We start from the raw sequence: 14,006 nt of genomic DNA on the forward strand, positions 1-14,006 counted from the left end.
CGACTTTTCCTGGTGCGGACACGTCGGCCGCTGGTTGACTTGTCGTCACCTCCAGCGGTCGAGTGCCGCGCCCACCCGGAGGTCGGGTCACGGCGCCCGTCCGGCCTGAGGCCGGTCCGCTGGTCACCTCAGGAGAGCCGCTCCTACATCCACGTGGAGAGAACGAATGAAACCGAAATCGCCGCTGCCGCGGCTCGCGGTCGTCATGTTCATGATGATCGCGGTCTCTCTCGGGCTTGCCCCGGCTGCATCCGCTTCGGGAAGCGAGCCCCGCAAGCTCGCCCACCGTCCCATCGTCTTCGTCCACGGCTGGCACGGAGACTCCCGCACCTGGTCCGCGATGGAGCAGAGGGCCATGGACCGTACCGACTTCGGCTACGGTGCGGGCGAGCTGTGGCCGTTCGACTACAGCTCAGTGAGCAAACCGGGCAACGACAGCACGCCGATCGCGACCCTCGCGGGCATGCTCCGCCAGTTCATCCAGGATGAGGGCCTGGTGGACAAGTCACCCGACGGGAAGATCGACATCGTCGCCCACTCGATGGGCGGCCTGGTCGCCCGCACCTACCTGGTGAACGGCGGCGCCAGCACCACGGCGCACCTGGTCACCCTCGCGACCCCCAACCACGGCACCGTGCTCGGGAACCTCTGCCCCGGCCTCTGCGGTACCCAGGCTGCCGAGATGGGCGCGAAGTCCGACTTCCTCAAGTGGCTGAACGGCAAGCCGGAAACGTATGGGAGCACCCAGTACGCGACGTTCCGGTCGAACGTCGGTGATGAGCCCCTTGAGGCGGCGCTCTCCCCGTACCCCTACGCCTGCGACAAGGTGGTCTACGGGGTGGACGATGACGGCGAGCGCTCTGCCAAGTACACCGGCAGGACCAGCGTCCTCAGCGGCGCCGCCAACCTCGTCTCGCCCTGCGTCGGCCACGACCAGATCCAGGGTGATGACTGGACGGTGGACATGGCACTGCGCTTGATCTCGGACCCCAACGGCGCCCACACGCCCAAGGCCGCCCAGGTCCAGTGCGGGGACCTGACCGAGCACTGGGGCAAGGGCTCCGGTGTCAGGCCGGGCGGATGGGTCTCCGCCCACGCCCAGTCCTGCGTGGTCGCAACCGGCGCGCCGCACTCCCGCACCAAGTCCGTCTACACCGAGCTCCAGATCCGCGGCTGCGGGTACTACGGTCGCGTCGGTACGCCCTGGTACTACACGGGGTCCTTCGACGTCAACTGCGACGTGAAGGCGAAGGGCATCCTGTGGCGCAACGGAGTCTGGGCCGCGCACTCCCCCCATCTGGTGGCCAACGTGTACGAGCGGTGGCTGCAGGTCCGCACCGACACTGCCTCCGCCGACACGGGCTCCAAGGTGGCAGGGGAATGGTCCTTCGACGCCGATGCCTGGTGGGGTCACGAGTGGGAGGTCCACCACGCCAAGTCCCGAACCCCTTCGATGATCATCGCCTAATGTCCTTCACCGGGCTCCAGCCCGCCCAAGCCCAGGCCCAGTCCCGGCCCGCCGCCCGCCCCACCGCTCCTCCCGCCGCCCTACGGGCTTGCCCCGGTTCTCAAACCCGGCTGCCCGCAGCGGAGAACACCGCCTCGCGGCGGCTCCGACGGACGACCGTCCTCGGAGCCGTCCACGGCCGCCCGGCGTCCTCGGGCCCGCCCCCGGACACCCCCGAGGACGCCGGCTCTCCCGGCGGCGGGAACGTCATGGAGCCGACTCCGAAGCATCATCCGAACCCCGAACCGAAGAAGCGCGGCCAGGAAGACCTCGCGCTTCGCCCCAGCCCTGCGCAGCGGCCGACGGAGGTCCCGAAGGACTGAAGACCACAGCGAACCGGCCCTGCACAACTCTGAGGAGAGATAGTGAGAACCCTCGCAGCACTGATCGCCGGCGGGCTGATTGCCACGGCGGCGGCCCTGGGAACGCCCGCCGCGCACGCATCCCCCGCCGCCACGGCCACCCCGCAGCCGCGCATCCTCAACTACAACACCATGCTGCTGACGGTGGCCGGCGACTGGGACCACGAGAACCGGGCCAAGCGCATCGGGAACGCCGACTTCGTGCAGGGCAACGACGTCGTCGTCCTTGAGGAAGTGTTCAGAAACCAGAAGCCCGCGGCAGGCATTCTGTTCGATACCTTGAAGAACAACGGATACACCTACCGGACCCCCATCGTCGGTGCCACGGACGGGACCCGCCCCGGAGACAACCCCCGCTGGAACTCGTCCGACAACAGCCCGGGGTCCTTGAGGCTGGAGAACGGCGGCGTCGTCATCGCGAGCAAGCACCCCATCGACTACATGGCCTCGCGCGTCTACAAGGTGCGCCCTTGCGGGGCGGACCAACACGCGGCAAAGGGGTTCGCCTACGTCCGCATCAACTTCCACGGCACCTGGCTCCACGTCATCGGCACACACACCCAGGCGGACGACACGAACTGCGCCAAGGGCGCCGCTGAGGAAATCCGGCACAAGCAGTTCAGCGAGATCGACGCCTTCATCCGCGGGATGCACATCCCCGAGAGCGAGACGGTCGTGCTCAGCGGGGACATGAACGTCGATCGGCACTCGCCCGAGTATCACCGCATGCTCGGCGCGCTGCATGCCGAGGCACCGGACCACAACCTCGGGTGGCCGTACTCCTACGACACCCAGAACAACACGATCGCCAAGTACCGCGACGGCCGGCAGGTGAACTTCCCGAACAACCCCATCGCCCCGACGCAGGACCTCGACGACATCCTGCTTCGGAAGGACCACGCGCGTCCCGCGGTGTGGAACAACAAGACCCTCACCGGCCAGTACAACTGGGAGATGGTCTCCGCAAACCACCACTACGCGTACTCCGACTACAGCGACCACTACCCCGTAGTCGCCGGCGACGTGACCGAGCCGTCGGGCAGGTACGAACTCACCGTTGAGAAGGCCACCCTCAAGCGCTACAACTACAGCGACAACAAAACGTCCTACGATCCTTGGGACTTCGGCGAGATCACCGTCACCGGAGCCTCGGGCTCCACGCGCGACCACCAGACCGTGTGGACCAAGCCGTACAAGGGTGACAGCTACATGAAGGTCGGCACCGATTTCCCCCTGTCGGGGCTCCGCCGCGTCCGCTCCGACCATGGGTTCGCCGTCCACGCGGACGTCATGGACGGACACGGCGGCTTCATCCGCAACCAGACTGTCGCCTACGGGACAGCGTGGTGGCACAACGGAGACCCGGAAGGGCGGCAGACGGCCACCCTCGTCGGCGCGTACGGCGGCGACATCGAGATCACCTACACCGTAAGGAAGATGTCCTAGCCTCGGCCGGGCGCCCATCGCCTGGGCCCCTCTGCTGCCCGTCTCCGACCCGAACCTGCGGGCGGCGACGGGCAGCAGAGGGACACTCCGGCGAGGTAACGTTGCAGCATTCGTCAGTCCTACGGCCTCTGACGCATCGGCATCCGGGGGATCTCCGCAACAGGTCATCCGTCAGACCCACCGCCACTGACCGCCCGGCGACAACCACCTGCCGCATCCCGCCAACCGGGCAGATCACACCGTGCGGACCCGGAACGGGTCCGGGTCGTCGAGTACACACTCGGGTAGGTGAGGAAGTCCCGGACGTGGATGGCGACGGCCATCTGCTGGAGGGCGGAGAAGCTGAGTGCGCAGCCGGAGGCGCCGAGGGCGATGACGACGGCGCGGTCCCAGCCGGTGACGTGGGCGGTAGTCGGGGTGGTCACGGTGGTGGTGCTCATGCGGCCGTCCCGAAGTCGTCGCGGTTCGGCTGCTCGGTGCTGGTGGCGCTGTGGCCGGTCGAGGCGGCGCGGGCGGCGGCTTGCTCGGCGATCTGCCGGTGGCGGATCGCGCGGCGGGTTTCGCGGTAGAGCTTGAGGGCGTGCTCCGGGGTGATCTTGAGGAGCCAGGCGAGGCGCTCGACCGGGACGTCCTGGCGGTATCCGGCGAGGACGATCGCGCGGCGCTCGGCCTTGGTGACGGAGATGTCGCGTCCGGCCAGTACCGCGTTGACGCGGCTGTAGTCGAGGCGGCCGTTGATCTTGGCGTGCGGGGGTTCGCGTTCCTCCTCGGTGAGGCCGCCCTCCTCGACGACCGCGTGCGCATCCTCAACCGCTCCCGGAAGGCGTCCCAGCGGATCATCACCGCCGACGAGGTCCTCGCCCGCTACGGCGTCACCCCCACCCAGTGGCCCGCCTTCCGCGCCCTGACCGGCGACAAGTCCGACAACATCCCCGGCGTCCGCGGCATCGGCCCGAAGGTCGCCGCCACCCTGCTGCACGACGGCATGCGGCTGCCCGACCTGCCCGAATCCGGGCGCCTGACCGGCGCCAAGGGCACCGCGATCACCACCGCCTGGGCCGACGTCCTACGCTGGGAATCGATGATCACGGTTCGCCGCCACGTCGACGTCCCCGTCGCCCTCAGCGGCGAGGCCAGCCCCCAACTGCCAAAGCCTGCCGACGTCGTCGAGAAACTGGGACTGTGGTGAGCGGCGCCGTACCGGGCTCGGTCCTGGCCGCCTTCGCGCACCCCGACGACGCCGAACTGTGGGCCGGCGCCACCCTCGCCCTGCACGCCAGGTGCGCCACCGTCACCGTCCTCGTCCCGCACCACGACGAGGTCCGCGACATCGAGGCCCGCAAGGGCGCGGCCGTCCTCGGTGCCGAGCTGCGCCAGGTCTCCCGGCTCGACCACGCCACCGTGCCGGAGCTGCTATTGGAGGCTCAGCCGGACATCGTACGAACCCCGGTGAGCCCCCACAGAACGGCCACGCACCGTGCCGGCTTCCCCGGAAGCTTGCTCGCCCCCCTGCTCGAGTACACCAGCAGTACCAGGGGCGGGGAGGCGCACCGACCCGTCCGGCCACCGGGCATGGGCCACAGCGCCGGCTCCCCCGGCCGGCATGGCGATCAGCCGCACCCCGCCGGACTCCAGCCCCCTCGCACAGATGGCCGACGGCTCAGCGGTGTTCGGGGTTCTCGAAGTCGAAGCGGCAGCCCGCGTCCCACTCGGAGCGCTGGTTGCCGTAGGCCGGGATGCCGCCGGCGTCCTTGAGCATGCGGGCCAGGTGGAGCTGGTTCCAGGTCATGAAGGTGGCGTTGCGGTTGGTGAAGTCGTTCTCCGGACCGCCGGAACCGGGATCGAGGTAGGACGGCCCCGGGCCGGCCTCGCCGACCCAGCCCGCGTCCGCCTGGGGCGGGACGGTGTACCCAAGGTGCTGGAGGCTGTAGAGCACGTTCATGGCGCAGTGCTTGGCACCGTCCTCGTTCCCGGTGATCAGACAGCCCCCGACCCGCCCGTAATAGGCGTACTGGCCCTCCGAGTTGAGGATCGAGGAGCAGGCGTACAAGCGCTCGATGACCTTCTTCATGACGGAGGAGTTGTCACCCAGCCAGACCGGGCCCGCGAGGGTGAGGATGTCGGCCGCCATCACCTGGGAGTAGATCACCGGCCAGTCGTCGGTCTCCCAGCCGTGCTCGGTCATGTCCGGCCACACGCCGGTGGCGATGTCCAGGTCGACGGCGCGCAGCACCGCGACCTGGACGCCCTGGCGCTCCAGGACGCCGGTGCTGACGTCGATCAGGCCCTGGGTGTGGCTGCGTTCCGGGGAACGCTTGAGGGTGCAGTTGATCACCAGGGCGCTCAGGTCGGTGTACGTCGTCGTCGGGTCCGGCACCGGTTCCTCCTCCGTGTGGTCCGGGAGGCCGGGCGGGTGGCGGACTCCCCCGCCCAGCCCACCAGGCAGGCACCGCCGGCGCGCGTCAGGCTGGGCCTCCCGGCTGACCCCGTTCGGCTGTCCGGACGATGCGGAGACCCGGCCTTCGGCCGCCACCCCGGAGAGGCCGAGGCGCGGCGGCCTCCGCGGGCGCCGACATCGCCTTCCGGCCGAATGTCCGCGCCGCCGCTCGGACCGTGAAGCCGATGGGTAGTCAGAAAGACACCCCCACAGTGAACTTGGAGATTCCGTGGCCATTCGCATGCGCTACCGCCCCTTGGTCCTCACGTTGTTCCTGTCCCTGGCCGCGGCCGGGTGCAGCTCCGGCTCGGGCGGCGGATCGGAGGGCGGCGGCAAACTGACGGTGTGGCTGGCCGTCGACGCCCAGGAGAGTTGGCCGGAATTGGTCCAGTCCACTAATGACCGCTTCACCAAGGCCCACCCCGGGGTCAAGGTCGAGGTCCAGTACCAGCAGTGGCCGACGAAGAACCAGAAGCTGGATGCCGTCCTCGCCGGGAAGAACGTGCCCGACGTGGTGGAGATGGGCAACAGCGAGACCACCAACTACATCGTCAACGGGGCCTTCGCCACGGTCGACCCGGCCCGCTTCGACCAGTCGGACGCCTGGCTCCCGGCGCTCGCCGACGCGTGCCGCGACAAGGGCAAGACCTACTGCGTGCCCTACTACGTCGGGGCCAGGGTCGGCGTCTACCGCACCGACTACTTCGCCCGCGCCGGTGTGCCGGACGCACCGAAGACGTACCCCGAGCTCCTCTCCGCGTTCGACCGCCTCAAGGCCGCCTACGGCCCCGAGGACCCGAACTTCTCCGCCCTCTACCTGCCCGGCCGCTACTGGAACGCGGCGATGGCCTTCGTGAAGGACGCCGGCGGCGAGATCGCCGTGAAGGAGGGCGACCGCTGGAAGGCCTCGTTGTCCTCGCCGAAGTCCGTCGCCGGGCTCACCGAGTGGAAGCGGCTGATCGACACCTACTACGTCGGCGACCGCGCGAAGGACAACGGCGACCAGCCGGGCGTCGTCGGCCAGGGCCACGTGGGTGTGTTCTACGGCAACACCTGGGAGGCCGACGCCGCCGCCGACGAACGCTCCGGCGGGGACCCGAAGCTGAAGGGCAAGTTCGCCACCTTCCCCTTCCCCGGCCCTTCCGGGAACCTCCTGCCCCCGTTCCTCGGCGGCTCCACCCTGGCCGTGCCGGCCAAGTCGACGCGCAAGGAGCTGGCCGCCGACTGGATCAAGCTGTTCACCGACCGGGAGTCGCAGAAGACGCTGATCGCCGCGAACACCCTGCCCAACAACACCACCCAGCTGGCCGAGGTCGCCGCCGGCGGCATCAACGGTCCGGCCGCCCAGGCCGCGGCGACCGGAGGCTGGATGACCCCGTTCGCACCCGGCTGGACGTCGGCGGAGAAGTCCAACGTCCTGCCCGAGATGCTCGAACGGATCGCGAACGGCAAGGCGTCGGTCCAGGACGCCGCGCGGGAGGCCGACCGGCGGATCGACGAAGTGATCAATGAGCGCTGACCGGGTCCGGCGGCGGCGCCCTCCGACGCTGCTGCCGTACCTGCTGATGGCCCCGGCCGTCGTCGCGCTCGTCCTGGTGCTGGGCTACCCGCTCGTGGACATGGTCGTCCTCGCCTTCCAGGACATGACCCGCGAGCAGCTGTTCAGCGGCTCGACGCCGCCCTGGGCCGGGCTGGACCAGTTCCGCCGGATCCTCGGTGACGGCTTCTTCTGGACGGTGGTGCTCCGCACCGTGCTGTTCACCGCGGTGTCCGTCGTCCTCACCGTGGTCTGCGGGACGGCGACCGCGCTGCTGATGCACCGCGTCTCCCCGTGGGTGCGCGCCGTCATGTCGGGCGTGCTGGTCACCGTGTGGGCGATGCCGGTCATGGTCGCCGGGGCGATCTTCCGCTGGCTCTTCGACGCCGACTACGGGGTGGTGAACTGGCTGCTCTCCCGGCTGCCCGGGGTCGACCTGGCCCGGCACAACTGGTTCACCGATCCCTTGCAGGGCTTCGCCGTCATCGTCGCCGTCGTGGTGTGGGGCTCGCTGCCGTTCGCCGCCATCACCCTGCGGGCCGCGCTGGCGCAAGTGCCGCCCGAACTGGAGGAGTCCGCGGTGCTCGACGGCGCCCGGCCGTTCCAGGTCCTCCGGCACATCACCCTGCCCTCGATCAGGCCGGTGCTGCTCATGGTCACGACGCTGATGGCCATCTGGAACTTCGGCACCTTCAACCAGATCTGGATCATGCGCGGCGGCCAGCCCGAGCGCGAGTACTACCTGCTGGGCGTCTACTCCTTCATCGAGTCGTTCGCCGTGAACCGGTACAGCACCGGGGCGGCGATCGCGCTCGTGACGGTCGTGCTGCTGCTCGCCGGATCGGTCGTGTACCTGCGTCAGATGCTCAGGACGGGAGAGGTCGAATGAGACGAAAGCGGTCGCTGGGCCACGACCTGCTCGGGCTGCTCGTCGCCGCGGTGGTCGGGTTCCCGGTCTACTGGATGGTGCTCACCGCGTTCCGGCCCGCCACCGAGATCCTGAGGCTGCCACCGCAGTTCTGGCCGGGCCGGCCCACGCTCGGCAACTTCTCCAGGGCACTGGGCTCCGAGACGTTCTGGGCCAACGTCCGCTCCAGTGTGGTCATCGGCCTCGGCACCGTCCTGGTGTCCCTGGTCGTCGGCGTGCTCGCCGCCTTCGCGCTCGCCCGCTTCCGCTTCGCGGGCCGCAAGGCCTTCGCCGTGGTGATCCTCATCGTCCAGATGGTCCCGCTGACGGCCCTGATCATCCCGGTCTACCTGCTGCTGAACGACGTCGACATGACGGACAGCCTCAGCGGGGTGATCCTCACCTACCTGGTGTTCACTCTCCCGTTCACCGTGTGGATGCTGCGCGGCTTCATCGTCGGGATCCCCGTCGAGCTGGAGGAGGCGGCCATGGTCGACGGCTGCGGTCGCCTCGGCGCGTTCCGCCGGGTCGTGCTCCCCCTGCTCGCGCCCGGCATCGTCGCCACCTCCGTCTTCGCGCTCGTCCAGGCGTGGAACGAGTACGTCCTCGTCTACGTCCTGCTGTCGAGCCCGGACAAGCAGACGGTCAGCATCTGGCTGGTCTCCTTCCAGACCAGCTTCGGGACCGACTACGGCGGCCTCATGGCGGGTGCCACGCTGACCGCCCTGCCCGTCGTGGTGTTCTTCCTCATCGTCCAGCGGAGGATCACCTCAGGCCTCGCCGTCGGCGCGGTCAAGGGCTGAGCCCTGGCGCGGGAGGGGTGGGCGGCCGGCCGGAGGACCCTGGCCGGCCGCCAGGACCCTGTCCGGCCGCACGGCCGTTCAGTAGCATGGCCTCGCCTCCGCCCGTGGCTCCGAGGGGACGAGTGACCGCCGTGACAACCCTGAACGCGAGCAGCCTGTCCGTGGACGTCCCTGATGTTCTGGACGTCCCGGATGTCCTGGACGTCCTGGATGTTCTGGACGTGCACGACGTCCTGGACATCGATGTGGACGTCGACCTGCTGCTGGACGGCGACGACACCGTGCAGCCGCCCGACGCGGGAGTCCCGGTGTCCGGGGCTCCGGTGCTGATGACCCCGCCGCAGAGCACCCAGATGGACTTCGAGTTCGACGCGCAGGGGTGCGTCCAGCTCGACCCTCCCGTCCAGCTCGTGGTGGAAGCGCCGACGGCACCGGTCGGCCAGGCGGGAGCCGCCCGCGCGCGGACCCGCTGAAGAGCACCGGGGCGAGCGCCACCGACGGTGTGGTCCGCGCGAACCCGCGCGGACCACACCGGGGTTCAGCGCAGGCCGGCGAAGAGGTCGTTCTCCGGCAGGGCCGCCCCCGTGGGGTCCTGCACTCGCACGAAGGTCTCCACGCCCATCAGTTCGGTGAACCGCTCCTTGCCCATCTTCAGGAAGAAGATGTTCTCGCCCTGGCTGGCGTGCGCCGCCAGGGCGTCGAACTTCAGGCCGCCGAACTCGGTGGTGTCCACCCAGGTGGTGACCTCCTCGTCGGGCAGTCCGATCGGCGGGATCGCGTCCACCGCCGCGGAGCCCGCCTCCGGGGAACCCTCCTCCGCGGACTCCGGCTCCTCCCAGTCCGCGCCGAACTCCCGCATGACCTCGCCGAACCGGCGCATCGCCGAGTGCGGCGCCGTCGTCCAGTAGACCTTCGGCGTCGCGTCGGTCAGCTCCAGCGCCGCCATCGTGATGCGGTGCGCCTGGATGTGGTCGGGGTGGCCGTAGAACCCGTTCTCGTCGTAGGTGACGACCACGTCGGGCTGGTACTGCCGCATGAGTTCGGCGAGGCGGGCGGCGCCGTCCGCCACGGGCGTGCGCCAGAACGAACCGGGCGCGTCGTTGCTCTCCCAGCCCATCATTCCGGAGTCGGCGTACTCCAGCAGCTCCAGGTGGCTCACCTTCAGCACCTCGCAGCTGGCTTCGAGCTCCTGACGGCGCATCGCGGCCACGGCCGCCGGGTCGTGGCCGGGTTCGCCCGGCTTGACCCCGCCCGGCCCGTCGCCGCAACGACCGTCCGTGCACGTGACGAGGACCGTACGGATGCCCTCCGCCGCGTACCGGGCGAGGACTCCCCCGGTCCCGGTGGCCTCGTCGTCGGGGTGAGCGTGCACTGCCATGAGTGTCAAGGGCCGGTCAGTCATGAATACCATCCTCTGATCTATAAGTGCCGGCCCCCAGTCTGCGCCACGGGGGCGGGTGGTCGCCCGCAGTATCCGTCCGAGGGCGGGCGCCGTGGCGGCTGCCCGGGCCGGGTCAGCGACGCCCGGCGGCCAGGTGACGGGCAGACCGGCCCCGATACGGCTCAGCAGCCGGCCGCCGTGGACCCCGGGAGTGTCGAAGCTGCGCAGCCCGTCCGAGTCGTCGGCTCCGGCCCGCAGGACCTCGGGCACCAGCACCGCCTCGGCGGCGGGCATCCCGGCACCCGCGGGCCCGGGGTAGGCGTCGGCGAGGTAGGCCGTCCTCGGCTCCGGCATCGAGGCGGCCGGCTTCACCCGGGCGGACGAGCGCCTGCTCCGGGAGGCGGACCACGTCTTCCACTGCGTGGCCGACCCCGCCACGGTCGTCCGCATCAACGTCTGGCGGCCGGACGCCTACGACCTCGGCGTCCTCTACGACGAAGCCAAGGACCGCTACCTGACGTACGTCCAGATGTCCGAGGCCGTCCTGCACTTCGTCCGCGCCGGCCGGCGCGTGGCGGCGGTCTTCTACGGACACCCTGGCATCTTCGTCCTGTCCAGCCACCGCGCCGTCCGGATCGCCCGGCGCGAGGGGCACCGCGCCGTGATGCGGCCCGGCATCAGCGCCCTGGACGTGCTCTGCGCCGACCTCGGCGTGGACCCGAGCACCCCCGGCATGCAGACCTTCGAAGCCTCCGACCTGCTGATCCGGGGCCGGCGCATCGACCCGGGCCTGCACCTGGTGCTCTGGCAGGTCGGCATCGTCGGCGAACTCGGCTACCGGCGGGGCGGGTTCGGCAACCGCCATCTCCCCGTGCTGCTGGACCGGCTGGAGGAGGTGTACGGGCCGGACCACCCCGTGGTCAACTACGTCGGCGCCCGCTACCCCGGCCTCGACCCCGTCACGGACCACCACACCGTCGCCGCCCTGCGCGACCCGGCCGTGCGGCACACGGTCACCAGCGCCTCCACCTGGTACCTGCCGCCCGCCGTCGCCGCCCCGGCCGACCCTCAGGTGCTCGAACGCCTCGGCCTGCTCGCGCCCGGCCTGACCGTCCGCCCGCCCGACGGCCCGCTGCGGGTCATCGACGCGTACGGTCCGCGCGAACTCGCCGCCCTCGACGGCTTCGCCGACTTCCGCGTCCCGGCCGGCTTCCATTGGCAGGAGGACACCCCCGGCGCCCGCTTCGTCCTCGCGCTCGGCGAGGACAGCGCCCTGCGCGAGCACTACGTCCGCGACCCCGCGGCCGCCGTGGCGGACTGGGCCCCACCCGGCCCCGGGACACCCGACCACGGAACGGCCGATCACGGAACCACAGGCCCCGGAGCCGCCGGCCACCCGCCCGCCGGCCTCGGCCCGGCCGAACGCGCTCTGCTGGCCCGGCGCGAGGACCTGGCCGTACAGGCCGCCGCCCGCGGTGTCCGGCGGCAGCCGAGCCCGGAGGCGGCCCGGCGCCTGCGCACCCTGCTCACCCGCCCGTCGGAGGCGCGCGGCCTGTCGCGGGCGGCGGGCCCGCCGCCGGTCCGGCGGGACCTGGACGCCGTCCTCGCCGCCGCCCTGTACCCGTGGACCGGCCTGTACGGCACACCGGACGGCGACCTCTCCGTCTACGTCCTGGGCCGCGCCACCGACCCGCCCCGGCACCGGGTCCACCTCGACGGCCGCCCGGTCCCCGACCCGCGCTACGGGCACGGCGTGCTGCGCTGGCGCGCGGCGGACGGCGCCGCCGACGGCGAACTGCGCCCGGAGTCCGGCCGCGACGGGCGGCGCCGGCTGGTCGGCACCGTCGGAGGGCGCCGAGTGCGCCTGACCGAGTACCCGCTGCCCGAACTGCCGCCGCTCGCCGGCCTGGTCGGCGGCTACGCCTGCTCGGGCGTGCGCGTGGACGTCGCACCCGGCGCCCCCGGCTCGGCCCCGCGCCTGCGCGTCACCGTCGACGGCGAGCCGGCCACCGCCGCGGTGCTGATCGGACCGGCGGGCTTCGAGGTGGACGGCGTCACCGTCCCCTTCGCCCGGCGGCTGCCGGACGTCCCCCCGTGCCTCTACGGGACGTACCGGCTGCGGCTGCCCGCGCGGCCGGACGGCGCCGAACTGCGGGTCGCCGCGGACGGCGTCACGCTGGACGGCCGGGCCGTCCCCGGGGCCGGGCAGAGCGGCCGACGGCTCGGCTGGCGGCGGGGGCCCGCCCCCGTGCCGTCCGCCGACCTCGCCCTGCTGCTCGACCCGATCACCCTGCACCCGATGCTCCACGGCACCGGCCGGACCACGGACGGCGCACCGTTCCCGCTGCTCGGCATGGTCCCGGTCGGCGCCGAGACGGCCCGCGAGCTCGCCGCCCGGCCCCGGTACGGCATCCCGCCCGGCCCGTGGGCCCACCTGACGGCGCTCGCCGCCGAGGCGAGCCACCGCGGCGGGCTGTTCTGGTGGCACGGCTGGGAGCAGTCCGCCACCGCCCTGCGGGCCGTCCGGCGCGCCCTGCGGGAGGACGGACGGTAGGCGACCGGGGAAGGCGGCTCAGGAACCGTCGGCCCGGCGGACGATGAGCATGTCCTGGGTGTGCCCGATGGCGTAGCCGCCCCCGGGAACGGCGAAGTGCTCCTGGACGTAGGAGGTCAGCGCCGCGCGGGAGGGGCGGGGGTCGAGGGTGGCCAGGTCGGCGACGTTCACCATGAACTCGGCCACGGCCACCGCCTCGGCCAGTCCGGGCGCCCGGTAGTGGAGGTCGAGGGTTTCGAGGGCGTAGTCGTGTTCCGGGTGCCGCTCGCGCAGGCGGTCGGCGAGGGGGCCCAGGTCGTAGCGGACGCCGGTGAAGTGCGCGGCCATCCGCATGCAGGGGCTCTCCGGGTTCTGGAGCACGACCAGGAGGGTGCCGCCGGGAGCCGTCCAGTCCAGGGCTCGGGTGACGGTGCCGAGCCAGTCCGGCGCGGGCACGTAGTAGAGCACGTGGGAGAGGTGGACGAGGTCGGCCGGCTCCGGCGGGCGGGCCCGGTCGAGCGGCTCCGGGAGGACCAGGGCGTCGGGGCAGGCGGCGCCGAGCTTCTCGCGCATCGCCGCGCTGGGCTCCACCGCGATGGTGCGCTCGAAGGAGCGGCTCAGGTAGGCGGTGGTCCGGCCGTCGCCCGCGCCGAGGTCCAGCAGCACCCTGCGGTGCGGCAGGGCGGAGGCGATCTCGCCCAGCCGGGCGTGGGTGACCGGCTTCTCGTCCGTCCCGGCCAGGAACAGCTCGAACGCCCGGCGGTAGTCGGCGCTCGCCACGTCCAGCACCCGGACCGGGTCCTCGTCCTTCGTCCTGGTCTCCACCGGTCGGCCTCCCCCTTGTTGACGACGATTCGGGTGCCGCCATTGCACCCCGGTGGCCCGCCGCGGAGGTGCAGGGACGTTCCTGCCCGCGTGTCGCCGGCGCCTCCCGGCCGACACCTCCCGTCCGGCCGCCCCCTACCGGCCGCACCACCCCTACCCGTCGGACCATCCCGACCGGCCGAACCACCCCTGCCCGTCCGGCTCTTCTGGACAATCACCCCGAAAATTTGCCACGGTGAGGAGCAGCGGCCCAGCCATCGATCTTGCG

The 14,006-nt window shown here is 71.4% G+C and carries 11 protein-coding genes and 1 pseudogene; 8 read left to right on the forward strand and 4 right to left on the reverse strand.

The features are described from left to right. Positions 1-166 precede the first annotated feature (166 nt). A complete protein-coding gene (locus ACZ7C5_RS18525; protein ID WP_401082775.1) occupies positions 167-1,468 on the forward strand; it encodes an esterase/lipase family protein in 1,302 nt (433 codons plus the stop codon). A 404-nt stretch (positions 1,469-1,872) separates the two neighbouring features. Next, positions 1,873-3,315 (forward strand): endonuclease/exonuclease/phosphatase family protein, encoded by a 1,443-nt coding sequence (locus ACZ7C5_RS18530; RefSeq protein WP_470322979.1) that lies wholly within the window; start codon positions 1,873-1,875, stop codon positions 3,313-3,315. A gap of 284 nt (positions 3,316-3,599) precedes the next feature. On the opposite strand, the pseudogene ACZ7C5_RS18535 reads toward ACZ7C5_RS18530, so the two are convergent. Beyond that, positions 3,600-3,755, reverse strand: a pseudogene (locus tag ACZ7C5_RS18535) (DUF2637 domain-containing protein); the annotation flags it as partial. Between the two features lie 80 nt (positions 3,756-3,835). Between ACZ7C5_RS18535 and ACZ7C5_RS18540 the strand changes: the two are divergent. Continuing rightward, on the forward strand, positions 3,836-4,504 hold the full coding sequence (locus ACZ7C5_RS18540; RefSeq protein ID WP_401082781.1) for a 5'-3' exonuclease H3TH domain-containing protein: 669 nt from the start codon (positions 3,836-3,838) through the stop codon (positions 4,502-4,504). 471 nt (positions 4,505-4,975) lie between these two features. Here ACZ7C5_RS18540 and ACZ7C5_RS18545 read toward each other — a convergent pair whose 3' ends face one another. Further along, positions 4,976-5,692: a flavodoxin family protein gene (locus ACZ7C5_RS18545; RefSeq protein ID WP_401082784.1), complete on the reverse strand. Its 717-nt coding sequence runs from the start codon at positions 5,690-5,692 to the stop codon at positions 4,976-4,978. A 289-nt stretch (positions 5,693-5,981) separates the two neighbouring features. Here ACZ7C5_RS18545 and ACZ7C5_RS18550 point away from each other — a divergent pair, with 289 nt between their 5' ends. The 4 genes from ACZ7C5_RS18550 (at position 5,982) to ACZ7C5_RS18565 (ending at position 9,472) form a co-directional block, all read left to right on the forward strand. Then, positions 5,982-7,271 (forward strand): extracellular solute-binding protein, encoded by a 1,290-nt coding sequence (locus ACZ7C5_RS18550; RefSeq protein WP_470322980.1) that lies wholly within the window; start codon positions 5,982-5,984, stop codon positions 7,269-7,271. Further along, positions 7,261-8,178, forward strand: a complete 918-nt coding sequence (locus ACZ7C5_RS18555; protein WP_470322981.1) for a carbohydrate ABC transporter permease — start codon at positions 7,261-7,263, stop codon at positions 8,176-8,178. Before ACZ7C5_RS18550 ends, ACZ7C5_RS18555 begins: the two co-directional genes overlap by 11 nt. Next, entirely contained in the window at positions 8,175-8,999 is an 825-nt protein-coding gene (locus ACZ7C5_RS18560; RefSeq protein WP_188301454.1) for a carbohydrate ABC transporter permease, read from the forward strand. The genes ACZ7C5_RS18555 and ACZ7C5_RS18560 overlap by 4 nt, the downstream gene beginning before the upstream one ends. A 131-nt stretch (positions 9,000-9,130) precedes the next feature. Then, positions 9,131-9,472, forward strand: coding sequence for a hypothetical protein (locus ACZ7C5_RS18565; protein ID WP_470322982.1), 342 nt, complete (start codon positions 9,131-9,133; stop codon positions 9,470-9,472). Positions 9,473-9,537: 65 nt separating this feature from the next. Here the strand turns inward: ACZ7C5_RS18565 and ACZ7C5_RS18570 are convergent, their stop codons facing one another. Continuing rightward, positions 9,538-10,401 (reverse strand): PIG-L family deacetylase, encoded by an 864-nt coding sequence (locus ACZ7C5_RS18570; RefSeq protein ID WP_470323114.1) that lies wholly within the window; start codon positions 10,399-10,401, stop codon positions 9,538-9,540. 331 nt (positions 10,402-10,732) lie between these two features. Between ACZ7C5_RS18570 and ACZ7C5_RS18575 the strand changes: the two genes are divergently transcribed. Then, the gene (locus tag ACZ7C5_RS18575) at positions 10,733-12,934 is read left to right on the forward strand and encodes an SAM-dependent methyltransferase (RefSeq protein WP_470323115.1); all 2,202 of its coding nucleotides are present in this window, start codon (positions 10,733-10,735) and stop codon (positions 12,932-12,934) included. An 18-nt stretch (positions 12,935-12,952) separates the two neighbouring features. Here the strand turns inward: ACZ7C5_RS18575 and ACZ7C5_RS18580 are convergent, their stop codons facing one another. Next, the gene (locus ACZ7C5_RS18580) at positions 12,953-13,738 is read right to left on the reverse strand and encodes a class I SAM-dependent methyltransferase (protein ID WP_470322983.1); all 786 of its coding nucleotides are present in this window, start codon (positions 13,736-13,738) and stop codon (positions 12,953-12,955) included. Between the last annotated feature and the right edge of the window lie 268 nt (positions 13,739-14,006).

It is taken from the genome of Kitasatospora sp. NPDC036993 (assembly GCF_055607525.1).

Excerpts from the sequence above, each read along its gene's own strand:
- ACZ7C5_RS18525 (WP_401082775.1), top strand. The coding sequence starts at position 167 with ATGAAACCGAAATCGCCGCTGCCGCGGCTCGCGGTCGTCATGTTCATG.
- ACZ7C5_RS18555 (WP_470322981.1), top strand. The coding sequence starts at position 7,261 with ATGAGCGCTGACCGGGTCCGGCGGCGGCGCCCTCCGACGCTGCTGCCG.
- ACZ7C5_RS18560 (WP_188301454.1), top strand. The coding sequence starts at position 8,175 with ATGAGACGAAAGCGGTCGCTGGGCCACGACCTGCTCGGGCTGCTCGTC.
- ACZ7C5_RS18570 (WP_470323114.1), bottom strand. The coding sequence starts at position 10,401 with ATGACTGACCGGCCCTTGACACTCATGGCAGTGCACGCTCACCCCGAC.